The sequence below is a fragment of the Rossellomorea sp. GAMAL-10_SWC genome, assembly GCF_049568075.1.
Classification (GTDB): domain Bacteria; phylum Bacillota; class Bacilli; order Bacillales; family Bacillaceae_G; genus Gottfriedia.
Window position 1 is genome coordinate 3,406,429 of record NZ_CP144911.1, and the last position, 25,019, is coordinate 3,431,447.

Here is a 25,019-nt window from a genome sequence, read left to right on the forward strand (position 1 = left end):
TTAAAGCTTGAACTTAAGCGTACTAATTAATGCTATTCATAGAAAATTAGCTCAATGCACAAAAAAAGGCTAGCACCGCTAACCTTTTTCATTAGATAGTTTTTTTAATTATTAGGATACAGAATTTCATCAATTATTCCATATTCTTTCGCTTCTTCTGCACTCATAAAATAATCTCGATCTGTATCCTTTGCTACTTTCTCAACTGACTGTCCTGTTCGTTCGGAAATTATCTGATTAATATGCTCTCGTAATTTTAAGATTCGGCGAGCGGATATTTCGATTTCTGTTGCCTGGCCTCTTGCTCCTCCTAAAGGTTGATGGATCATGATTTCACTATTCGGAAGTGCAAAACGTTTCCCTTTTGTACCCGCCAGTAAAAGCATTGCACCAAAGGACGCTGCCATTCCCGTACAAATTGTTCTAACATCTGGCTTTATATATTGCATCGTATCATAAATCGCAAATCCTGCTGAAGTCGACCCACCAGGGCTATTAATATATAGTGAAATTTCTTTATCTGGTGCATCTGCAGCTAAAAATAATAATTGTGCAACTACACTATTTGCTACATGATCATTTATTTCATCACCGATAATAATAATTCGATCTTTTAACAAACGGGAATAAATATCATATGAACGTTCACCACGATTAGATTGTTCAATTACATAAGGAACTGTTGTCATTTAAAAATCCTCCTTAAAAGCGTTAATTGGCTATGCAGCCATGCAGAGAGTGCTTAAAGGAGTTTGAGTTCGGGATACTTGGAAATTACCAAATAGCATTTTAGGACTTTCAATAATACGATCAAAGGATGGGATCGCTTGAATTAAGACGGTAGGGTCTTGGACTTCTAAAGCTAAATGAAAAATTTCTTCAAGCTTCATGCGTTCTTCCTCATTCCAAAAATATTCAACAGAAAGGGATTCTTCCTCTTTGTTCGTTTTATCTATACGTTTTTTCGCTCGATGCAGGCTAGATTTTATGGCAATTTCAGTCGTTCCTAAAATGTCTGCTATTTCCCTGGATTTATATTGAAATGCTTCTTTTAGAAAAAAGATAATTGCTTGTTTTGGAGTAAAATGTTTAAGTAAGAGCTCCACGCTATTCATTTTATGATCAATCGGATGACTAGCTACATATTTAGAAAGTTCAAAATCAGGAGTGATCGTTTCTTCTTTTCTTTTTCGTAAAGTATCAATCCAATGGTTGTAAGCTATTTTATTTAATAAAGCCGAATTCATTTTTTCTTTATTATAATATTTTACTGCTTTAAAAAATGCTTCCTGTGCAATATCGTCACCATCCCATTCATTCTGGGCTAGAAACCGACAATAGCGTTGCAATTTAGGATAGTACTTCTGCCAATAAAATTCATCTGTTGCTTCATCCTGTTCTTCCTTTTCTATACTGTGAAGACTAAACTTACTAGACATTTATGTTCACTCCTTTATTAACACTCTCTAACCTATAAACGGAATAGAAGTATAAAAAGATACGGGGGTAAAAAGTTTTTTTATTTAATTTATGTAACTTAACTTAAAACTCTTCTATTATTATTATATTTTCTATTTTAATGCATTTTAACATAACTAATATGTTGTCTAACAACAAAAAAAACGAGAACATATTATCCTCGCTTCTGTCTGTATTTAAAATTTTAGGTTCAAATATTTATTCTCACCACTTAATTAGCCCCATTTACTTCTTTCACTGCTCCAATTACTGAAATAACAGAACCAATTGCTTGAATCCAACTTCCTGTTGTTACCAATGTTTCGGATTCCGATTGTGCATTATTTTCTTTTAGATAGTCCTCATAAAAGCCAAACTCTTTTTGTTTATTTTTATTTTCTATAAGATCATGTAATGCTTCTGACCACCCTATTGCTTGTAAGGTGTTTCCTATTATTTGTGTTATGCTTCCTACAATGTTTTCGGATTGACCAGGGAATGGATCAAGCTCAATCGCTTCTCCAACATTAACACCTAACCCTAAAGCTTGTAACAAATTACCTGCAACGAATAATTTATAAGCAGCTTCCTTTCGAATGTCAAAAATCAGTCCTGAAACAATCGTAATATTCCCACTTGCTGTAATTTCTTTTCCAACTGCTCTAAGTACTGTTCCCTCTGCTTCAGCATCAATACCATTTCCTGTAGCCTGCAAAACATTTCCAATTAGAGATAAATCATCACGAATACTACTTTTTATGTAGTTAGATGGTGTAGAACCAATTGCAGCTGTTATTGTTCCAATTGATACGATCACAGATCCTACTATTGCTTTAGACTCGCCTCCCATATCAACCACCAACCTGCTAAAAAGAACCTTTAACGTAGTATTATGATTGAAGGTATGATTGTGTGCCTATTTATTGGAACAGATCCATAAGAAAAAGCCCCACACCTACTAGAATCATAGTAGTTTGAGGCTAAATCTTATAATTTGGTTTATTACGGTTTTACTACAGTCATATATCGTACTTTTGCATAAATTTTGTTTCATCTTCCATTTCACATGTCACTTTGTATTTCTCTCTTTTCCATGATCAGACAGAGTGAAATCCTGGTGTTTATAGTCGACCCCGGTATCTACAACTGCACCTTATCCGTCTGAATACTTTGCAATAAAAAGTATTACAACAATCTAATAATTTCTTACTAGACTTATTTCTCTTACTAATAAACTTACAAAAAAATCGGTAACGACATATAGTCGTTACCGATTTTACTATATAACTATTATTCAATTACTCTAAGTCAAGATCAGTTAAAACACCATCTAAATCTTTACCTTTATATTTCTTAACTGGTTTACCTGCATTATCATCCCATGGATTTTGCATTAAGTAGTTGTTGATTACATACTGCATATCGTTCTCATCAACTTTACCATCATAGTTGATATCCGCATCACGTTTGTTAGTGCCCCAATAAGTTTCGATATATAGAGCATCTTTTACGTCGATTACATTATCTTTATTAACGTCACCACCAGGGATATAGCTATAATCAACTGGTTTAGATCCAGCAGTTACTTTACCGTCTTCTATTAAACCTATTGTAAAGTTCTTCTTGAATGTGAAGTGTCCTGGTACGTCAATTGATAATGTAAATGGTTTATCTGTAATTGGTAATCTAGATGTAAAACCATATGGAGCAGTAGCACTATATCCTAAAGGATCAGCCACTCCGTATTCTTTGCCATCTGAATCTTTTACACTAATTTTTGATCCAGCTTTATTATAATCAATACTAGTTTTCATTACTGGACTTCCTGTATTATCAAATCCTGATGCTAGTCCTTCAGCTTGAACCGCACCCCTCATTAGTGAATAAGTAGGAGTCACATAGAAATAAGGTTGGATACCTTGTGTTGTTAAGCTAGTATTATCCACATTTGTATAAACTGCTTTAAAGAATCTAGATGTACCAGTTGGATCTTCGAACTGCATTCCACCTTTGTAGTATTGGTCTTTTGCTTTGAAAGTTAAATCTATTAAAGAAGTATCTCCAGTAATACCTGTCGTCGCAAGGTTACCAGTCGCTGTTGCTGTGATTGTCATAACATTGTATGTTAGGTTAAAAGGTGTAGATTTATATTGAACATCAAGTTTCCCATTATATTCACCATGTGCTTTAACATTTACAACATCAAGGAACTTAGTCGGATATAAGAACGAGTATTCAGCTTTTTTCACTGGTGTTGCGATATTTTTTGTTGAGAACGTTACTGTTGTTGAATCTCCCATGTTGATTCTTTGTTTATCAGAAATTGCTGTGGTATAAGCAGTTCCTTTTTTAATAAAGTAAACGTCTTTAAAGCTTCCATAGTTTTCTACAGTTGATTTATCTCGGTCATAGAAATCATACTCTGTAATTGGTAATGTATTTGGACCAGCTGTAGCTAATGGAATTGTCGAGTTGAAATTTCCATTCTGATCTACTGGAATATTAATTTCAGCAGAATTATTTGGATTATAATAATACATTTTATTGTCGCCTTGTGAAGCAGTAATACCCGCTGCTTGCATTTCAGCTATGTTTTTATCAAATGCATTCCCTGATACTGTAACAGTTTTATCTGTTGCATTAGCAGTTTCTACGATTTGACCTGCTTCGTAGTTCATTGTAACCTTTGGCTCTTTTTCACCATAAAAAACTGGAGCGTCTTTAGTGAATGTTTCACCTTTATCATTTGTACCTACCATTCTAATTTTCCATAGTCCTGGATCAATTTCTTCGTAACCAAAGCCAATAGGGTTGTCTGGATCCCCTGTTAATGGATTATATTGACCCATGCTCAATACACCTCGGAAATAATACTCAATTCCCTCTTCTGCCCCCATTCCATCCGCTGTACCAAGATATCCAATTTCTTCGTTTGTTTTCGGATTGACAAGGAAGAAGTCAAACGTACGCATATGAGATTTAAGTTTGAAATTTACTCCAACTGACCATTTGGTTGCATTACTTCCTGCTTCATATGGAAGGGTGAAAGCTGCTGGATTTCCATTAACATAATCAATTCCTTCATTCACTGTATGAATTGCAAACGGAATTTTATATGTTTCATCAGGGTTCTTTTGATTTGTATAGACCACATATCCTTCATACGTTCCAAGTTTTGCAGTTTTTGGAACATTGATGGTCGCATCCATATTCGCACTGCTATTTCGTTCCACTTTTACAGATGAACTCACATCTAATGTTACTCCATTAGCTTCAGCATCTTGATCTGCTCTTGAGTCATTTGTAAAGCGTCCATCCAATGCTTGGAATTGAACTTTTACATCATATTTTTTATCCTCTGAACTTTTATTAATTATAGTAACAGAACGGTGATCTGCTATAGCATTACCATTAGCAGCTTGTTCACCAAAGCTTAATGCACCAGTAATGTTTTTAATTGTTTTGATTCCTTTACTTGCAAGCGTAATTGTACTCGAATTATCTGCTTTATCACTTAAAGTTTTTGTCTTGTCTTTCACTTGAATTTGAGTTTGTGCATGTACAGCTTTGTAAGGATTAACAAGGCCTGCACCTACCTCATATACACTATATTTATCATTTAATGGGTCTGCGGTATTCATAAGCGTTGCCTTAATATCTGATGGAGACATTTCTGGATGAGCTTGCTTTAATAATGCTGCAACCCCTGAAACATTCGGTGTAGCCATCGATGTACCAGATAAGCGTTCATATGCATATTTATAATCAGTTAATGGATTTCCATTATCGTCTTTATGCATAAAGGATGGGACAGTTGAGAATACAGACACTCCTGGTGCTGTTACTTCTGGTTTAATATCGTATAATACACGTGATGGACCTCTAGAGCTAAAATCTGCTAATTTATTACCTCGAGTTACAGTTTGGCTCATATTACCGAAAGTAAAGTCGATTGCCTTTCCTTTATTTGCTTCATTTAAAGGAATTTTAATTTGAATATTCGTACCTTGTGCGCTACCTATTAAAAATGTTGGAATATATCCATATACATTACCTAAATATACATCTTGTAATGCATCACCAGATGTATTCACTAATACAACAGCCATTGCTCCATGAGATTTCGCTCGTTTGACAATTTCTTCAATTCCTATGCTACCGCGTTGTGCAATGACAATTTTTCCTTTAACGTCAATTGGAATTGTATAGTTACCGTCTGAATCTCTTTTAAAATAGGACGTTTCTGTTCCGGTTCCGACATTTACCATTTGATACGTTTTTCCTTGGAAATCCACAATATTATCAGAAAGTCCTTGTGCTGCAAGTTTCAAATCAGCTTGTATAATATCACCAGTAGATGATTTTGCTGATGCCGAATAATTTGGAATAGTAGTAGAAGTATCACTCGCCCCAACTGTTATTGCCAAAGGAGCATTTCCTGGTGTACCCAATGAATACATCTTATTTCCAGAATTTCCTGCTGCGACAACTGCTGTTACCCCTGTAAGTACAGCATTGTTTACCGCAATTGCTGTAGGATATAATGGGTCGTTGTAGTTTGCTCCAAGTGACATACTAATGATATCCATTCCATCTGAAACTGCTTTGTCAATACCAGCTAAAATTGCTGAAGTTGATCCAGATCCATATGGACCCAGAACTCGATAAGCGTATATATCAGCATCTGGTGCAACGCCTGTCACAGAATAATCTGCATTATTTTTACCTTGGCCAGCAATAATTCCAGCTACATGAGTTCCATGCTCAGTATAATAGGCTTCACCATTTGATTCAGGTTTACCTGATTTCTTCCAATCCGCATATGTTGTTTCCATTGGATCATTGTCATTATCTACAAAATCGTATCCACCCTTATATGCGCCTTTTAAATCTGGATGATTATAGTCGATACCGGTATCAATAATACCAACTTTAACACCTTTACCCGTGAAGCCTTCTTCATGAAGTTTTTCAACTCCAGGGAATGTTACCATCGTATGAGTAGAAGTTTGTTGTTCAGACGATCCTAGTTCTTTAGTAGTTGGATCATCCAGCTGAACTTGTAAATCACTCCATACCGTTTGAACGGCATTAGATTTAAGTAATGCTTTTATTTTGTTAGCAGGAAGTGTCATTGCCACACCATTAAATGCTTTTTTGTAAGAGCGCTTAATGTTGTAAGGATTTTTCTTCTCTTTTAACTCTTTACTAAAAATTGTTTTTAAATCGTTTTGGAAAGTGTCATGTGAAGCATCCACTTTTTCTTGTGCATCTGCTTTAGTAAGAGTTGTTCCATCAGCTTCTGCCACCATAACCGCTGTATTTGCTGGCTTGTCCTTAAATTCAACGATAACAGAAGTTGTAGATTCACTCGTTAGATTTAAATCAGGAGAAACTTGAAGTCCTGATTTGTCACTAATTTTTAATTGTTTAATAGCCTCACGTTGTGCTGGTGTAAGTGCTGATAAAACTTGTTCTACTTTTGAAACTGGTTGAGCATGAACATTTTGTGTAATAGACATTGGCGTAATTACGCTAGTTACAAGTCCTGTTGTTAAAGCAAGAGTTGTAACATTTTTTTTCATTTTCTTTTTCATCTTCCCCCATCTTCCTCTCTCTTTTGATAGTTTTATTATATTGAGATTTGACACTATTTTATTTTTTATAAATCTCATCAAATGCAAATTTTTTTATAATTCGAACATCTTCAACAAAAAAAGATAAAAAATGCAAGTTTATCGAATGGAAAGGATTATAAAAATGGCGATTAGTAATAAATCGCAATAAAAAAAGCAAACGATTAGTATGATACTAATTCGTTTGCTTTTTCTATAACTTTAAAAGTTTAAAAGTGCCTTACATATCCCCTATAACACCATTTAGTGTCCAATCAACTTTAAGTTTCAACATAACCCTATCAATATTTTCCTGTTTTTCCTGCCTTTAATATGGCCTTTTCAACTCGTTTTCTTTTCGTCTCTTTTTCAATGTCATTCAACCTTGATGTTAGAGCATCAATAAATATATCTTTATTTTCTTCATTAATAATCGCCAACGATTTTTCCGCATACATCGGTAGCTGGTTCGTTGGACTTTTAACTAATTGTTCAATAAGAAACTTGAATGCCTCTTTTTCATATTCCTTACTCGAACATAATTTAATAAGAATATATACAACTTGATCTTTCGTAATAACAGAACCTTGGTCACCCGCTTCAATGATTTTTTCTATTTTAGAAAATATAATTGCAGGGACATCACTTGTTATACTGTTTATTGCTGTCATTGCTCCCCATTGAAGTCTATTATTTTTACTCTCTAAAAGTAAAAATAGTTCATTTGTATAATTAGTTAATAAAAAAGGCTTACGCTCACCGATTTCATATAAAACTTTAATACAATCATTTTGAATGATTTTATTTTTATTAGATAAATTTTCGATCAGCTCTTTTACAGCATTTTCATCATTATGATCCACAATTTGAATCGCTAATTCAATATTAGGCTCCTCATCTCTACGACCTAAAGAACTTGCTAATTTCTCTATTACTGTCATTCCTAATTCCACCTTTTTAGTTGACCTAACTCTTTAATCAGTATGTACATTGCAAAAAGCAAGTACACACCTTATCCTTTTCTTGACCAAATACATAATTTTAATTGAATAAACCATCCTATTGTCAGGAGGTGGTTTTATGTCTGAACCATTACAACCAGGGAATAAAAAACTTCCTGATTTTAATGAATTAAACGATCGGATTATTGCTGAACATGGTACATCAGGACCGTCTTTAGTTATTAAAACAAATTTGGATCCTAAAGATTCTACTGTGGATAATCCTTATTATCGTAACGAAACACATACACCTAAAAAACCATTTAAAAATTATTTCGAAGAATGATCCAAAAATGAGCTCGGTTAATACCGGCTCATTTTTTTATACAAAACCACGATTGAATGATTTTAATGCATACGTACATACTAAGAAATATATGGCAATTTCTTTAAGGGAAATGTTTATACTTTTCAATGTACTAGGAGGAATACGATTTTGAGTTCAACAAAAAGTATGCTATCGGTCTTTGCCTTAGGTGGTATTAATGAAATTGGAAAAAATATGTATGCTATTCAATACTTAAAAGAAATTATTCTAATAGACTGCGGTTCTAAGTTTCCTGATGAGAGTTTATTAGGTGTTGATTTAATCATTCCAGATATTACGTATCTAAAGGAAAATCAAGAAAAGATTAAAGGATTATTTGTTACGCACGGTCATGAAGATCATATTGGTGGAATCCCTTATCTTTTGAAACAATTGAATATTCCAGTCTATGCAACGAGATTAACGCTTGGATTAATTGAACTTAAATTAAAAGAGCATGGATTATTAGGGGAAACTGAACTAATTTTAATCGATACTGATTCAGTTATTAAATTTGAACATTTTTCGATTTCATTTTTCAAGACAAATCATAGTATACCTGATTGTTTAGGTATCGTATTTGAAACCCCTGAAGGCACTGTCGTACATACTGGAGATTTTAAATTTGATTTAACTCCTGTTAACAATCAATATCCAGATATTCATAAAATGGCTGAAATAGGTAGCAAAGGTGTTTTATTACTTTTATCAGAGAGCACAAACGCTGAACGGCCAGGTTCAACACCATCCGAACGGATTGTTGGAGAGCATATAGTAGATGCTTTTATGAAGGCAAAACAAAGGGTCATTATTTCAACATTTGCTTCAAATGTACATCGCGTTCAACAAATAGTTGATGCATCGATTATCACAAATCGGAAGTTAGCACTACTAGGTAGAAGCATGGTAAATGTTGTTCAAGTCGCGATGGAGCAAGGATATTTATCTATCCCTGAAGGTATGTTAATTGATAAAGATGAAATTAATAATTTCGCACCAGAAGCAATTACAATTTTATGCACAGGTAGTCAAGGTGAACCCCTTGCAGCACTTGCTCGACTAGCTAGCTCCACCTTTAGAGGAGTTGACATTTATCCTGGTGATACTGTAATTTTAGCTGCTTCACCTATTCCTGGTAATGAACGCGGCGTTTCTAAAATTATCGATAATTTTTACAATCTCGGAGCAAATGTCATTTATGGGTCAGGAAGTTCGACTGGAATGCATGTTTCTGGTCATGCTTATCAAGAGGAACTTAAACTCATGCTTACATTAATGAAGCCAAAATATTTCATTCCAATTCATGGTGAGTACAGAATGCTTCACCATCATCGCTCTCTTGCAGAATCTGTTGGTGTCAAACGAAATAATATTTTTATTATTAAAAATGGTGATGTAGTCGATATACTACAATCAGAAGCAATTCAAAGCCGAAGAATTCCAGCAGGAAATATTTATGTTGATGGAATGGGTATAGGAGATGTCGGTAACATTGTCCTTAGAGATCGAAAACAACTTGCTGAAGACGGCATGCTTGTAATCGTCATCACCATTAATAAAATGGAAAGAAAAATTATATCAGGTCCTGATACCATTTCAAGAGGATTTGTCTATGCGCGTGATTCAGAAAGCTTATTGAAAGAAGTAAATCAAATCGTCACATCATCCATAAACGAATTACTTGATGAAAACAAACTCCAATGGGGAGTTATGAAGCAAAATATTAAAAGGTCACTTGGACAATTTTTATTTACGAAAACAAAGAGAAAACCAATGATTTTACCAATAATCATTGAAATATAGAAATAAAAAACTCCCTATTCTATATGATTAGGGAGTTTTTACTTTGATTCGTTTTCTTTAATTTTAGAAATTAAATCGATCAAAGAACCGTTTTCTTGATCAAAATAGTCGTTCATTGGACAAGAACTATTTTCTAATCGCTTTAGTACAAACGGGATTGTAAAAGTTTCGATTTTTAATTCGTCATTTAACTCATCCCAAAATAAAGGCGTTGCAACAGTCGGTTTTTCTTTTCCCCTTGTTGAGTATGGGGAAATAATGGTTTTTCCTTTTGCATGCTGTACATAATCAATATAAAGACGATTTCCTCGATTTTTTTTAAATCTTTCAATCGTAAAATCATCTGGAAACTTTTCAATTAAATAATGTGCAATAAAAGATGTAAATACTCTTGTTTCATCATAGGTAAGAGAATTTTCTTTAATCGGAATATGTATTTGAATTCCTTTACTTCCTGATACCTTTGGGTAGCTTTTTATTTGAAAAGAATCAAAGATTAATTTCATTTCCAATGCGGCTTTTATTGCTAAAGGAAATGCATCTGTATTAGGTGGATCTAAATCGAATACGATTTCAAAAGGGTTATTGGCTTTATATGTTTGAAAAGGTATATGGTATTCGATTGCTAATTGATTTCCTAACCATAGCAATGTTGATACATCATTACAGATAATAAAATTATTCCCCTCATGTTCTTCGGTTTTAATAAAACCCGGAGCATAATCTGGACAGTTTTTTTGAAAAAAAGATTCACCGTCTATTCCATTCGGAAAACGAATCGATGTTAATAAACGATTTTTTAGAAATGGAAGCATAAAAGTGGATATTTGAGCTAAATACGAAACAAAGCTCTCTTTATTTATATATGGATCCTTCCATATTACTTTTTCAGGACTGGTAAGTGTTAATTCTTCCTCCAAATTAAGATTACTCAATAGTAAGCCATCCCAAGTACATTCATTCCATGCATGCTTTAATTGAAAGGATATAAAGTTTGCATTTGTTAATTGGTCGTTTTCTATACTTTGAAATTCAAGTTCAATACAGATTCCAGGCTCAACAAATTTTATATTTCCTTTTTTGCTTTTTTTATTTGTTTCGATTGCTTTAATCAAAATTCCCTTCTCTTCCTCACTAAGTCCATTTGAGAAGGACCCCATTTGCAAAATATCATTTTCTTTTTTAAGTCCTACTAAAAAGGATTCTTCTTTTATATTGAAACCTAAAATAAAGAAAATGCCTGTATAAATTTTATTCCGTTTTTGAAAAAAGTAATGATTCATCGCTACTTCCCCTAATCTGTAAGAGTACATTCTTTAGGATCTTTTTCGATAAAAGCTTGGATACTTGGTTGTCTTAATGAATGACCTTCCGTCCATTCAATGAATTGAACTTTAACAGTTAACAATGGCTGAATCCATTGAATTTCCTTTATTCTTTTTGGTTGGCTACTAAATGGATTGTTTTCTATTTTTATCGTATTAATGACTGTAGTAAGGTCTTTCCATTCTGATTTCGTTAATTTTCCTGTTCCAACATGTCCTATAAACACGAGTTGATTATTTTCGTTATAAAGTCCTACTAAAATAGAATTAACAATTCCTGAACGATACGTTACCCCACCGATTACAGCAATAACGTCCTTATAATTTTTTACTTTTTGCCACGCATTGTGCTTTCCATTGATCAAGTATTTACTATTTAAATTTTTACATACGATACCTTCTAAATTATGTTGTTTCGCAACTTCAAATAAGGCAACCCCATCAGTATTATTTGGGACTAGCTGAATTTGCTTATTAGGTTGGATTGCTTCTACTAATAAATTTTGTCTCTCTTGGAGAGATAATTGCGTAACCCATTTTCCATTGTAAAAAAGAATATCAAAAATCATATAGTAAATAGGTACAGTTTCTATAGCGGAATCAACCCGATCCATGCGTCTAATTCCATCCCTTCGCATTACCTCATGAAACGATGGATTGCCATTTTGATCGAGAGCGATGACCTCCCCGTCTAAAATGATTGATTGAGCATTCGAATAGGATTTTATATTTGTTAGCTCTGGAAAAATATTTGTACGATCATTTAATTTCCGGTTATATAATTTAACTTCTTTCCCATCAAAATAGGTTAGGATTCTAACACCGTCCCATTTTATTTGCGAAATCCATTCAGGACCATTTGGTACAATATCTGAAGAAATAGGCTCAAAAGGAAAAATTGGATCTAGCTCCATTACTACCTCCTATTTAACTCGTTGCTTTTTTAGGCGCTTTAGTTTTAGACTTTTTCGGAGGTGTTGCTTGTCCTTTTGTTCGATCGATACTCGCTTGTAGTGCAGACATTAAATCAACAACATTTTTTTGTTCTGCCGGTTTCTCCTGCCCTGTCGCGATATAATCATTTTTATTAACTTTTTCCGAAATTAATTGCTCTAAAGCTGTACGATATGTATCGGTATAGTTTTCTGGATTAAACGTTGTCGTTAATTGTTCAACTAGCATCATACCAGCCTGTAGTTCACGCTCCGCCAATCCTGCCTTTTCAGGAACACCACCTGGCAGATTTTCAATTGCTCTAATCTCATCTGGAAAATGTAATGTTTCAAGAATAATCGCATTTTTATATGGACGAATAGCAGCTAAATGCTGTTTGCTACGAATTGTAATTTTTGCAAGTCCGATTTTCTTACTTTTTTTCAATATTTCCGAAAGTAAAGCATATGCCTTTGTTCCACCAGAATCAGGACCAATATAATAAGTTCGATCAAAATACACTGGATCAATTTCTGCTAGTTTGACAAAATCAATGATTGATACAGTTTTTAATTCAAATTCTTCTTTTAATTTATTCATTTCCTCTTCTGTAATTTCCACAACTCTACCATTAGGTGTTTCAAATACTTTAATAATTTCTTCGGGAGTAACTTCATCGTCACAACTAGCCACTTTTTTATAAGAGATCGGTGTTTTACAATCCTTATGATATTGACGAAACTTTATATCCTTATCCTCAACTGCTGAAAACAACTTTACAGGGATTGTAACTAATCCCATGCTAATTGTACCTTTCCAAACTGTATGCATATATTCACTACCTTTTTTGTTTTTATGATTAGCTTTTGTTAAATGAATGGGTTTAATTCAATTTGCTTTTTATCTCCATCAGAATAAAAAACTCTTAGAAAAGAAGACTAAAAAAGTTAATCAACATAAGTCTTATATGGAGGATCGTATGAATAACTCAAATGATTTACAAAAAATGAGTAAGGAATTTCATTATATGCCTATTACATCTATATCGAGTGGTAATGGGATGGAATTAGCGAATGATTTATTTTATGAAACTAATCAAATTGTGAATTTTTGCTTATACGGTAATCCTAATTTATCAAGAGAATGGGTATTAATTGATGCCGGTATGCCAAAATCATTTGATAATATTATGGAGTTAGCTAAAAAACGATTCGGAGAAAAACACAAATTAAAAGCAATCATCCTTACTCATGGACATTTTGATCATATCGGGGCAATTTTTGACTTAATAAAAGAATTCAATCTTCCTGTTTATGCACATGAAAAAGAGTTACCATATTTAACAGGAGAAAAAAATTACCCAGAACCAGATGGAACTGTTGAAGGTGGATTAATAGCAAATTTATCGCCATTGTTCCCAAACGAAGGAATTAACTTAGGAGAATATATCCATGTTCTTCCTGCAGATGGTTCTGTACCTGAAATGCCAAATTGGCAATGGATCCACACACCGGGACATTCACCTGGACATATTTCACTTTTTAGACATGATGATCAATTATTGATTGCGGGAGACGCCTTTGTTAATGTTAAACAGGACTCTATTTATTCCGTTCTAACTCAACAAAGAGAAATAAATGGTCCACCTAGATATTTGACGACAGATTGGGAGGCAGCATTGAATTCTGTAAAAAAACTGCGGGCTTTACACCCTAAAAGAGCAATAACAGGTCACGGCTTTCCATTGCTAGAAGACGATTTAAATGAGAAATTAGACTACTTAGTTAAAAACTTCAACACAATCGCCAAACCTGATTATGGACGATATGTTTAAAAAATAGCGTTACTTAGTCAGCAAATATATAGGTAAAATTAAAACTCCCTACTTTGTAAGGAGTTTTTAAATTTAATTATTTAAATCATATAAACCTGGGCTATGTTCATTTGGCATATTAGGAAATTCTGGAACTGGAAAACATTTTGTAGTTTCGGTTGTTTTAAGCGGATTTAGCGGTTTCTGAATCTTCGTTTGGCTTAATATATTTAATTGACAATATGAGACCAAGAACTCCTAAAATTATGGAAAAATACAACATATAATTATCTGGTTTACTCATCAAATAGGCAAAAGCTGGAGGTCCCGCTGCTACCCCCACAAACCGTAAAGAACTATAAAGAGAAGTAATAGTCCCTCTTTGTTCCTTCTCAATCCCCTCTGTTATTAATGCATCTAAGCTTGGTAAAGACATTCCGATTCCAATCCCACTAATCAATAAACTCGTGATAATCATATATATATCTTCGTTGATTATCGGCAGGATAAAAGAAATACTTATTAAGATAAATCCGATGACGATGTATTTTTTCATTGCATTTTTTTGATTTCCAATTTTTTTACCTGTCTTATAAGATGTATAGGATAAAGCAGCGAGTGGGATCGCTAACACACATCCTTTCCATATGCCAATTATGTGATAGCGTTTTTCTAATATTTTTGATAAATAAAAAAGCATACCAAATAATATGAACATGATAATGGCACCTAGTATAAATATCGTATAGAGCCATTTGCCATTATTTCGAAATATTTTTCGAATTGATCTGATAAACATTTTAAACTTTTTCTTTCTTTTATCTTTTCTTTTTGACCTCATAGGTTGTTTTGGTGGTTTTACAAAAATTAATATTAAAATAATTGAAATTAAGCAAAGGAACGGTATTGATAAAAATGGTAAATACCAAACAACCGCTGCTAATACTGAACCAAGTATTGGACTTAGTACTTTACCAAAAGTATTCGATGTCTCAACTAAGCCTAATCCTTTACTCACTTCATTTTCATCCTTAAACATATCTCCCACACACGGAATAACAACAGGCATTGCCCCAGCAGAACCAATCCCCTGAATGATTCTCCCAACAATTAACCAAGCGTAAGGATTTTCTAATTTCCAACAAACAAAGCCGGCTAAGGCTCCTCCAATTCCCGCAATAATTAAACTTGGAATGATTACTTTTTTCCTTCCAAATAAATCCGACAAATAACCAGCGATAGGGATAAGAATGATTGCAAAAACTGAATAAACAGTAATAATCATCGAAACTTTAAGGCCAGATATATTTAATTGTTGTTCTAATTGTGGAAGTACGGGAATCAACATTGAATTACCTAAAGTCATTACAAGAGGTACTGTAGATAGCGCCCATAAACTCCGCGTTTGTTTTTTATCCATATAACCTCCGTGTTTTGTATAACTAAAAACAATCACAATCCTTATATTTCCCAAGTAACGTTTTTGGTTGAATTGTAATTTTTACTAATTACGATTTGACAGATAAATTTGGGGCAAAATGAAAAATATACCATTTCGAAAGGAGGAGTCTTTATGACTACTCTAGAAAATTCAGCTAATTATTCTTATTTAAATTTATGGTCTGGAATTTTATTTGGCCTTGGATTGGTGGCATTTTTTGATGAAGCAGTTTTCCATCAACTTCTCCATTGGCATCATTTTTACGATAAATCTACAACAAGTTTGGGGCTGATCTCTGATGGTCTGTTTCATGCTTTTAGTTGGTTCGCAACGATTGGCTCCTTATTTATGTTTGCGAATTTAAGGAGAAAAAAGTCACTCTTTATTAAAAGATGGATCGGCGGAGTTTTACTCGGAGCAGGTTTGTTTCAACTTTATGACGGAACAGTTCAGCATAAATGGATGAAGCTTCATCAAATTAGATATAACGTCGATATTATGCCCTATGATTTAACTTGGAATATTTCTGCTTCTATTATGACATTGATCGGTTGCATTCTAATTTTTAAAACTCGAAATAAAGGTGGTCAATTTGAAGGATAATTATTCGTTTGATCTGCTCATTATTTTATTAATTTTACTTTTTATTGTTGGATATTTGGTTGCTGCGAAAAAACATAAAAAAAAGCCATGGCCAAAATTACGCTGTATGTTATGGGTAACTGGTTTTGTTTGTATATTAGTTTCGGTTATTGGACCAATTGCAAAACTAAGCCATCACCTTTTTGTTTTCCATATGATTATGCATTTGTTACTAGGTATGCTCGCTCCATTTTTTATCGCTTTATCTAGACCGATTACATTATTATTAACAACATTAAAAACTCAACATGCAAGGCGTGTGACACGTATTTTAAGAAGTGCTCCAGTTCGACTATTAACTCATCCTATTACAACAATGCTTTTAAATATCGGAGGACTTTGGGTATTATATACCTCCACAGTGTTTAACTTAATTCATGAGAGTACCTTTTGGTTAAATTTTATACATATTCATTTGTTTTTTTCCGGATATCTTTTTACAATCTCAATTATTGCGATTGAACCGTTTTCTCATAAATTCAGTTTTTTGTTTCGCTCATTAATTATGATACTCGCATTAGCAGGTCATGATATTTTATCGAAGTTTCTTTTTTCAAATCCATTAGACCGTTTCGGTTTTAATGATGTTCAAAATGGTGCGGTCTTAATGTATTATGGAGGGGACTTTGTTGATTTGTTATTGATTACCACGCTTTGTTATTTCTGGTATCATTCAGCAAATTCGAATAAAACTAGCGCAATTATTTAATGGACTTTTTTCCCACATATATTCCTTCTAAAGATGCACAAAATATTACTGCATAAAGAAGGAGGGTTAAAGATGAATAAAATTTGTCTTACATTATGCACAGTTTCATTATCATTTATCATTTCAGCCAATGTTCATGCTGCTTCAACTGGACCTGACGCTACACAATTAGAACCAAGCTATGATCATAATGGTAAACATATCAAAAGAGATTTTAACAATAATTTTAATGATCCAAACCACGTTGTAAATGACACGAAAAATACAGTTAAAGAAGGGTATTATGATACAAAAAACACGGTTAAAGAAGGGTATTATAATACTAAAAATAATATAAAAAATACAACAAATGACATGTTAAATAACAATAACAATGGTGTAAATAATCCAGTAAATAATGATGGGAACTATTATCGACGAAATGTAAGTGTTACGCCTACACCTGTTACTAACACATTAAATACAACTGACAATAACGATAATAATCATTTCAATTATGGATGGCTTGGACTTCTTGGATTATTAGGATTTGCGGGTCTTCGAAAAAAAGAAAGAGTTGAATAAAATAATAACCTTATTGGGGCTTTCTCCAATAAGGTTTTATTTATGGACTATGTTTTTATTATGAATTACCTCTTTATAAAAATTGATTTTTTGCTCTAACATTTTATTCGTTTCTTCTAATGTTTTAAGCTGATGTTCAATGGACTGTTTATGTTCAACTAATAAATCCAACCTAGCCAAAGAAGTGTGCTCACCTTCTGTATATAAATGTGCATACTCTTTAATCTTATTAACTGGCATTTGCGTTTCTTTTAGCTTAAGGACAAATCTTAACCACTGAATGTGTGATTCAGAATACAGCCTCTCACCATTTGCATTTCGATCTGGAAGAATGATCTGTTCTTTTTCATAATAACGTAATGTATGTGTGCTTATTCCTAACATTTGAGCGACTTCACCAATTGAATACATAAGTACCGGTACCTCCAGTTTGAGTGAAAAATAAAAACAGTTTGACTTAGAGTTTACTCTAACCAGTATAATGAATCCGTAACTGATACACAATTAATTTAATTTTAGTATAAACCAAATTATTGGGAGGAATTTAGATGAAAAAATATACTGTCATTACAGGTGCTAGTTCAGGAATTGGTTATGAATCAGCTCTTGCGTTTGCCGCACGTGGAAAGAACCTAATCATCGTTGCTCGTAGAACGGAAGAACTTGAAAAATTAAAATCAGAAATCGGTAAATTGAATTCAGATCTTGATGTGATTATAAAAACAGCTGATTTATCTGTTGTTAAAAATGCTTATAATTTATATGAAGGACTTAAAGAATATGAGATTGAAACTTGGATTAATAATGCAGGTTTTGGTAATTTCGCTTCTGTTGGTGAACAAAATTTAGAAAAAATTGAAAGTATGCTTAACTTGAATATTGAAGCTTTAACGATTTTAACTTCACTATACGTACGCGATTATTCAACAGTCGAAGGTACACAAGTTATCAATGTGTCATCTGGTGGAGGGTATACAATTATTGGTAATGCCATCACATATTGTGCGACTAAATTCTATGTAAGTGCCTTTACAGAAGGGCTAGCTCATGAATTAAAAGAAAAAGGTGCAAAAATGCAAGCTAAAGTATTAGCACCTGCTGCAACTGAAACAGAATTTGCAAAAGTATCCTATGATTTAGAAGAAAACATTAAATTCGAAGGCGTTCTGCCAAAATATCATACTGCAAAAGAAATGGCCGGTTTCATGTTGGAGCTTTATGACAGTGAAAAGGTGGTAGGAAAAGTCGATGGAATTACTTATGAATTCCAATTATTAGATCCACTTTATCCTTATGCAACAAGATTAGAAAGGCAGGATTAAGGGTAAGAAGCGTCTTTTAGAACCTTCTCCTTAACCTTAAACTCTGCATCCACATTTTAATTTTCTAACAATAAATTTAAATGTGGATATTTAGTAGCCCTATATTCAGAAGGGCTACTTTTAATGTATTTTTTAAATATACGACTAAAATAATTTGAATCTTGAAAACCTATTCGTGTAGCAATTTCCTGCATACTTAAATCAGTCATTTCTAAATAAAACATTGATTTTTCAATTCTTATTCTATTTAAAAAATCGATCACACTAGTACCCATTTCTTTTTTGAATAGATGACTGAAATGATATTTACTTACGCAACAATATTGAGCGATTTCTTCTAGTGTTATACTAGTTTGATGATTTTCTTGAATATACTTAGTTGCTTTACGAATAACAGGAGTCATCTGATTAATAAATGCATTGGCTATTTGAATCGTTAACCAGTAAGCATATTCGCAAACCTTTTTTTCGAATTTATCATAGCGAATAATATGATATAGTTCTTGAATTATTTGAGCGTTTTTTGACATGATGAGTGTTGCATTCACGCCTGACTCAACTACAACCCTAGAGATTAACATAATTAAATCGACTACTTCAGTCTTAAATACGTCTTCATTTAATCGGCATGCATTTGCTACCTTATCAAGGAAACTTTTTAATTGCTTGACTACACCTTCTTCATCACCAATTCGAACAAGTGCTAATAATTCAATACGGTCTTCGGTTGATAATGCTCTTAGTGTATTTTCTTCCACTAGTTTAATACCACTATGAAATATCAGTTTGTTCCCTTGAAAAAAACGACCTGACATTGACTTTCTAGCCTCTTCAAAAGAGTGATATAACAAATAAGGATCACTATATTTTTTACCTATTCCAATTGAAACTGAAATCTGAACCCTATCCAATGAATTTTGAATTTCTTCTGCCATTCTATAAATCTTTTTATTGAACTCCATTTCACTATCTTTATCATCAAGCTCAATTAGAAGTGCAAGTACACCTTCTTCTACCCAGTTCCACAAATAAGAAACTCCGATCGTCTGATCAATTTGATTGATAAGTTCATGGCCAATTTCTTGTTTCCACTGCTTTGGGTTTTCTTCTGCTAAATCAGGATAGCGATCAATCGAAATCACCATTACAATATTTGGATTAGTATTAATGCCACATCTTTTTTGAACTTCATCAAAAGCTCCTATATGGACGAGCGTACCTGAAAGTAACAAATTTGAAAAAGCTGATTGAGTAGCATCTCGATTCATCTTAATTTCTCCTTTTTAGCTTATGATTTTTCTTAGTTGAACGTTTGGTAGTAAGTATCAAAATGAATTAGCCATAAAAAAAGAAGCTGTCCTACTCTTAGAGTATAACTGCTCCCTTACAATTTTCATAATTCCATAGCGCCTATTTTCTCTTCAACAAGTTCTACAATATCTCCATCATGAATGTGATTACGAATTGTTTCGATATCATGATAAAAATAGCGATCCTCTTCAACTGCTGGAACTTGATTTCTAATTAACTGATATACACTTGCTGTTACCGGTGACGGTTTTAGTGTATCATGGAATTCTAGTGCTTGAGTGGCAACCATTAGTTCGATTGCTAAAATATGTTCAAGTTTTTTTGAAATCTGATAGGCTTTCCTAGCAGCGAAATAAGCAAAGCTAACAACATCCTCTTGATTTGCACATGTAGATGTATTATCAATCGTTGCTGGATGCGACAGAACCCTTATTTCATTGAGTAATCCTGCTGCGGTATATTGCGGAATCATATAGCCGCTATTTAAACCAGGATTGACAACTAAGAAACTAGGGAGTTCACTTACATGATAATTTACTAATCGATCAATACGACGTTCTGTTATTTTTGCTAAGTTTGCCATACCTATACAAATTGTATCTGCATCAATTCCCACATAGGAAGCATCAAAATTTCCACCCATTAATGCAAAACCGTCTTCTTCCTCCGGCCAAATAATCGGATTATCACTTGAAGACATCATTTCATTATGAATATTTTCCAATGCATTTTTAAATACCTTCTTAACCGCCCCATGAACTTGCGGTATACATCTAAGACTAAGTGCATCTTGTAATCGATAGTCTTTATACTGTTCCGCAATCTCACTTCCATCTAGAATTTTTGAAACGATTCTAGCTGTCTTTGCTTGTTCCACATGTTTTTTTACCGAGTGCAGTCGAGGATCTAAAGCTTTTATCGTTCCCTTCAATGCTTCTAGTGACATAGCACCAGTAATATCCGCTGTTTTAACAGCTTGAATTGCATTATATATCGAGAGTACAGCGAATGCTGTTGCTGATGTAGTACCGCTTAATAGTGCAAGACCTTCTTTACATTCAAAGGTTACTGGTTTTAGACCGGCCCGTTCCAACGCCTCGTGGCCGCTTAATAACTCATCCTTATACCAAGCTTTTCCCTCTCCCATTAACACTAGCGCCATATGGGCCTCAGGTGATAAATATGCTACAGATCCCTCGCCAGGTACAAACGGCAATATATCATGATTAAGTATGGATGCTATTAGCTCTAACACTTCTATTCTAACGCCTGAATAACCTTGACCTATATTATTTAAAACCATTAATTGAATGGCTCTTACCACTTCTTTTTCAAGTGGTTCACCTACAGAAACAGCATGAGAACGGACAATATTTCGTTGAAGAGTATGAGCATCTTCCTTTGAAATAACTTCAGTTACATTGCTTCCAAATCCTGTAGTTACCCCATAAACCGCTCTTTCTTCTTCAAGAAACTTTTCAATTAGATTACGAGACTTATTTATTCTAAGATAATAGTTTTCTATAAATGATACTTTTGCACCATATCTTGCAACAGCAATTACCTCATTAACTGATAACTCATGGTCTCCAAGAATAACCTCTTTTATATTTTTTGGATGAATAGAATCGTTCCTTGTCATCAAAACACCTCTAACATTGAATATCTTAAGTTTAGTGACTTGATACTGATCGTTTATTTGGTTCAGGCTGATCGCCTTCAAGTAATGGATTACTAGCTTCATTTAATGATAGTGATTTTGTTTCCGGTGCCCAAGCGATCGAAACAATTGTACCAATGAATAGAATAATAGACATTCCGATCATAGAAGGTGCCATTCCCATTGAACTAACACTTATCGGTAATAGGAATGTACCAACAGCTGAACCAATTCGACTAACTGCTGTTGTCAAGCCAACTCCAGTTCCACGTACCTCGGTAGGAAATAGTTCAGCAGGATACACTAATGTTAAATTAGAAGCTGCTGACATGACAAATGTAAAGATTGCAAACACGATAATTGCGATTGTATGTAGACCTTGTGGTAAAACTGTTAATGCGAACAATGAAATCGTTAAAATAATAAATGTATTAATTGTAAACCCTCTACGAGTTAACTTTTCAGTACACCATACACCAGCTAACGCTCCTACTAGAAGGAACAGGTTTAGAACCATGTCTACACCAAATGTTTCTTCAAATCCCAATTTACTTAAAATAGTTGGTAGGAATGTATAGATTGCGAAATATGGAACTACTTGACACATATAAAAAAGTGATCCGAATGTTGTACGTTTCCAAAGCTGCTTATTGAATAAATCAGTCATTTTGTATGCATGTGTAGAATGAACGTCAACTGTTTCATCCATTACAGCATGTTCACCAATATACTTTCTTACAATAGCACGTGCTTCTTCAACACGGCCCATCTTTAATAACCAACGTGGAGACTCCGGTGTGCCAAAACGTAAAAGTAAGACAATTAAACCAGGAAGTGCAGCACTCACTAACATCCAACGCCATGCGTCTGGCCCTGTTTTTTCTAAATAATAACCAACTAGATTTGAAGCTACATATCCAACTGTCCATAAAACGTTTAATGAAGATAATAACATACCTCTATACTTTCTAGGTGCAAACTCAGCTAGTAAAGTAGATCCTACGGCATAATCTCCTCCAAGTGCAATACCGATTAAAATCCTTAATGCAAAAAGCGTATATGGATCGTGAACAAAAAACTGCAGGGCAGATGCGATTGTAATAATAATAAAGTTTGCTAAATAGATTTTCTGCCTCCCAATGCGATCTGACAATCCACCAAGAAACAGACTACCGAAAAAAAGTCCGATTAATGCGGAACTACCGATTAATCCTTCCCATACAGAATTTAATTTCATTTGAGGACCTAGTAGTGAAAGTGCCATACCTATAATTCCTAACGCATAGCCATCCGAAAAATTTGATCCAAAAGTAAGTGCCGTAATACGAATATGAAATTTGTTAAGCGGTGCATCATCCATCATAAATTTTTTTTCCTTCAAAAGAATACCCCCTTTTTTTACTTTTCAGATATAAAAATTGAAAAAAATAGTTAGTAATGAAATAACTACTTACTTAACCGTTTCTAAAGCGCTTCCAAAATTTTCAGTATTTTTAATAAATTATAATTATTACTCCTTAAATTATCTCTAGATAAAGTTTCGGATTACTAGCACAATATTGCTGAAATATTAAGTGTAGGGGATGACGGAATGATGAGTATGATGAAGGTAAGTTGAAAAAAATTTTAAAAAAAGAGATAGCTTATTGGCTATCTCTCAGAAATCGGTCATAATCAATCTAACATACACTTTTTGAAGATTAATTTAGAAGATTAATTTAGAAGATTTTTTATAGTTTTTATCAATTTTCATTAGATTTGATCTGTATTAATGTTATTCCATTTATTTATTGTTCCATTCACAGCGTTTCTACATGATTCGGTTGACTTATTTGCAGTTTTCATAATTTTATTTGCAGATTTGCCTGTTTTATTTGCAGTTTCAGCTTTTTATTTGCAATTTAAAAATCGGTTTAATGAAAACATACTCAAATCAAAAGCAGATTTCCGATTTGTTACTAGGTCAGCAATAATCTCGCCTACAACGCTTGCAAACTTAAAGCCATGGCCTGAGAAACCTGTGGCAATGATTAAATTATTGTATTCTGGATGCTGGTCAATAATGAAGTGCTCGTCCGGAGTCATTGTATATAAGCATGTTTTCCCTTTTACTAATCTCCCATTTGCAAGTGGCATATATTCACTTAAGAAATTTCTCAAATCCGTTTCATCTTCAATAAACTCTCCAAATTCTCGATTAAATTGATCAGGGTCTACAATTTGCCCTCCATCATGTCGACCAATTTTTAGTCCGCTATTATGAATACTTGGAAAGCCGTAATAATGACGATCAATTAGATCGATTGTAAATGCTGGTAGTGAACTAGCATCATATAGTTGATGATCACATTCAAACCAAGCAACAGTTTTACGCGTAGGTTTTACAGGTATATGAATACCTGTCTTTTCAAGAATTTTGCCAGACCATGCGCCTGCACATACTACAAGTTTATCCGCTGTGTAAACAGCATTCTCTGTACGCACTTGCGTCTTATTAGTACCTACCTCAATATCCACAACAGGTGAGTTTGTTTGAAGACTATTTCCTTTCTCGATATATAGTTCTTTATACGCCCGAACACATTCTTCACTAAAAAGAATGCCGGAAGACGTTTCTAAACAACCTATAAATCCTTTCGGTAAACGTAAACCGGGCCATCTTGCATTGATCTCATTACTATCCATTATTTCAAGCGGCAACGAAAATTCTTTTGCACTATTTATTACTTCATTCGTAAAAGTCGAGCCAGGTGCACCAGCACATAAAACGCCTGTTCTCGAGAATAATTGTTTTCCAGACAATTGTTCTAACTCATCCCATAATTTTTGTGCCCGTAATGCTAAAGGTACGTATTCTCTACTTTCTCCATATGCATGACGAATGATTCTAGTATCGCCGTGATGGCTACCAAAGCTATGTGGTGGATCAAAAGAATCTATTAATAATATTTTCTGATTTCCTTTTGATAAATAATATCCTGCTGCCATTCCCATAGAGCCCGCTCCAACAATAATTACATCATAGTGATTATTCAATCATTTCACTCCTTACCCTGTTCATTCGTATGACATATTCTTTTTGTCTTTACAATTTACCTTCTTATATAAGCATTTT

The 25,019-nt window shown here is 33.7% G+C and carries 21 protein-coding genes; 7 read left to right on the forward strand and 14 right to left on the reverse strand.

Annotated features, from left to right (window positions below):
* Positions 1–104: 104 nt before the first annotated feature.
* The 5 genes from clpP to V5E38_RS16890 all read right to left on the reverse strand — a co-directional run bounded on the left by clpP (position 105) and on the right by V5E38_RS16890 (position 8,014).
* Positions 105–689, reverse strand: a complete 585-nt coding sequence (gene clpP, locus V5E38_RS16870) for an ATP-dependent Clp endopeptidase proteolytic subunit ClpP (protein WP_331224211.1) — start codon at positions 687–689, stop codon at positions 105–107.
* A gap of 30 nt (positions 690–719) precedes the next feature.
* A complete protein-coding gene (locus V5E38_RS16875) occupies positions 720–1,439 on the reverse strand; it encodes a sigma-70 family RNA polymerase sigma factor (protein ID WP_499210848.1) in 720 nt (239 codons plus the stop codon).
* A 251-nt stretch (positions 1,440–1,690) separates the two neighbouring features.
* On the reverse strand, positions 1,691–2,308 hold the full coding sequence (locus V5E38_RS16880; protein ID WP_499210849.1) for a DUF6944 family repetitive protein: 618 nt from the start codon (positions 2,306–2,308) through the stop codon (positions 1,691–1,693).
* Positions 2,309–2,756: 448 nt separating this feature from the next.
* Positions 2,757–7,055 carry a S8 family serine peptidase gene (locus V5E38_RS16885; RefSeq protein ID WP_499210850.1) on the reverse strand — a complete coding sequence of 1,433 codons (4,299 nt, stop codon included), beginning with the start codon at positions 7,053–7,055 and terminating at the stop codon, positions 2,757–2,759.
* 320 nt (positions 7,056–7,375) lie between these two features.
* Positions 7,376–8,014 carry a hypothetical protein gene (locus tag V5E38_RS16890; RefSeq protein WP_499210851.1) on the reverse strand — a complete coding sequence of 213 codons (639 nt, stop codon included), beginning with the start codon at positions 8,012–8,014 and terminating at the stop codon, positions 7,376–7,378.
* A gap of 139 nt (positions 8,015–8,153) precedes the next feature.
* On the opposite strand from V5E38_RS16890, the gene V5E38_RS16895 reads away from it, so the two are divergent.
* Positions 8,154–8,360 (forward strand): hypothetical protein, encoded by a 207-nt coding sequence (locus V5E38_RS16895; RefSeq protein ID WP_499210852.1) that lies wholly within the window; start codon positions 8,154–8,156, stop codon positions 8,358–8,360.
* A 150-nt stretch (positions 8,361–8,510) separates the two neighbouring features.
* Positions 8,511–10,184, forward strand: coding sequence for a ribonuclease J (locus tag V5E38_RS16900; RefSeq protein ID WP_499210853.1), 1,674 nt, complete (start codon positions 8,511–8,513; stop codon positions 10,182–10,184).
* Between the two features lie 38 nt (positions 10,185–10,222).
* Here the strand turns inward: V5E38_RS16900 and ligD (V5E38_RS16905) are convergent, their stop codons facing one another.
* The 3 genes from ligD (V5E38_RS16905) to ku are packed head-to-tail and all read right to left on the reverse strand — an operon-like array spanning position 10,223 to position 13,273.
* Positions 10,223–11,467, reverse strand: coding sequence for a DNA ligase D (gene ligD, locus V5E38_RS16905; protein WP_499210854.1), 1,245 nt, complete (start codon positions 11,465–11,467; stop codon positions 10,223–10,225).
* An 11-nt stretch (positions 11,468–11,478) separates the two neighbouring features.
* Positions 11,479–12,423, reverse strand: coding sequence for a non-homologous end-joining DNA ligase (gene ligD, locus V5E38_RS16910; protein WP_499210855.1), 945 nt, complete (start codon positions 12,421–12,423; stop codon positions 11,479–11,481).
* A 13-nt stretch (positions 12,424–12,436) separates the two neighbouring features.
* On the reverse strand, positions 12,437–13,273 hold the full coding sequence (ku, locus tag V5E38_RS16915) for a Ku protein (protein ID WP_499210856.1): 837 nt from the start codon (positions 13,271–13,273) through the stop codon (positions 12,437–12,439).
* A 148-nt stretch (positions 13,274–13,421) separates the two neighbouring features.
* On the opposite strand from ku, the gene V5E38_RS16920 reads away from it, so the two are divergent.
* Positions 13,422–14,276 carry an MBL fold metallo-hydrolase gene (locus V5E38_RS16920; protein WP_499210857.1) on the forward strand — a complete coding sequence of 285 codons (855 nt, stop codon included), beginning with the start codon at positions 13,422–13,424 and terminating at the stop codon, positions 14,274–14,276.
* 163 nt (positions 14,277–14,439) lie between these two features.
* Here the strand turns inward: V5E38_RS16920 and V5E38_RS16925 are convergent, their stop codons facing one another.
* Positions 14,440–15,675 (reverse strand): MFS transporter, encoded by a 1,236-nt coding sequence (locus V5E38_RS16925; protein ID WP_499210858.1) that lies wholly within the window; start codon positions 15,673–15,675, stop codon positions 14,440–14,442.
* A gap of 153 nt (positions 15,676–15,828) precedes the next feature.
* Between V5E38_RS16925 and V5E38_RS16930 the strand changes: the two genes are divergently transcribed.
* From V5E38_RS16930 to V5E38_RS16940, 3 genes are all read left to right on the forward strand, one after another.
* Positions 15,829–16,299 (forward strand): DUF2243 domain-containing protein, encoded by a 471-nt coding sequence (locus V5E38_RS16930; RefSeq protein ID WP_499210859.1) that lies wholly within the window; start codon positions 15,829–15,831, stop codon positions 16,297–16,299.
* The gene (locus V5E38_RS16935; RefSeq protein ID WP_499210860.1) at positions 16,289–17,047 is read left to right on the forward strand and encodes a cytochrome c oxidase assembly protein; all 759 of its coding nucleotides are present in this window, start codon (positions 16,289–16,291) and stop codon (positions 17,045–17,047) included. The genes V5E38_RS16930 and V5E38_RS16935 overlap by 11 nt, the downstream gene beginning before the upstream one ends.
* A 72-nt stretch (positions 17,048–17,119) precedes the next feature.
* Positions 17,120–17,611, forward strand: coding sequence for a WGxxGxxG family protein (locus tag V5E38_RS16940; protein ID WP_499210861.1), 492 nt, complete (start codon positions 17,120–17,122; stop codon positions 17,609–17,611).
* A 36-nt stretch (positions 17,612–17,647) separates the two neighbouring features.
* Here the strand turns inward: V5E38_RS16940 and V5E38_RS16945 are convergent, their stop codons facing one another.
* Positions 17,648–18,022, reverse strand: coding sequence for a MerR family transcriptional regulator (locus V5E38_RS16945; protein ID WP_097979193.1), 375 nt, complete (start codon positions 18,020–18,022; stop codon positions 17,648–17,650).
* A 137-nt stretch (positions 18,023–18,159) separates the two neighbouring features.
* Here V5E38_RS16945 and V5E38_RS16950 point away from each other — a divergent pair, with 137 nt between their 5' ends.
* A complete protein-coding gene (locus V5E38_RS16950; RefSeq protein WP_335490010.1) occupies positions 18,160–18,933 on the forward strand; it encodes an SDR family NAD(P)-dependent oxidoreductase in 774 nt (257 codons plus the stop codon).
* 56 nt (positions 18,934–18,989) lie between these two features.
* On the opposite strand, the gene V5E38_RS16955 is transcribed toward V5E38_RS16950, so the two are convergent.
* The 4 genes from V5E38_RS16955 to solA form a co-directional block, all read right to left on the reverse strand.
* Positions 18,990–20,201 carry a helix-turn-helix domain-containing protein gene (locus tag V5E38_RS16955; protein ID WP_499210862.1) on the reverse strand — a complete coding sequence of 404 codons (1,212 nt, stop codon included), beginning with the start codon at positions 20,199–20,201 and terminating at the stop codon, positions 18,990–18,992.
* A gap of 125 nt (positions 20,202–20,326) precedes the next feature.
* Positions 20,327–21,886, reverse strand: a complete 1,560-nt coding sequence (gene hutH, locus V5E38_RS16960) for an HAL/PAL/TAL family ammonia-lyase (protein ID WP_499210863.1) — start codon at positions 21,884–21,886, stop codon at positions 20,327–20,329.
* 31 nt (positions 21,887–21,917) lie between these two features.
* Entirely contained in the window at positions 21,918–23,285 is a 1,368-nt protein-coding gene (locus V5E38_RS16965; RefSeq protein WP_499210864.1) for an MFS transporter, read from the reverse strand.
* 509 nt (positions 23,286–23,794) lie between these two features.
* Positions 23,795–24,940 carry an N-methyl-L-tryptophan oxidase gene (solA, locus tag V5E38_RS16970; RefSeq protein ID WP_499210865.1) on the reverse strand — a complete coding sequence of 382 codons (1,146 nt, stop codon included), beginning with the start codon at positions 24,938–24,940 and terminating at the stop codon, positions 23,795–23,797.
* Positions 24,941–25,019: the final 79 nt, after the last annotated feature.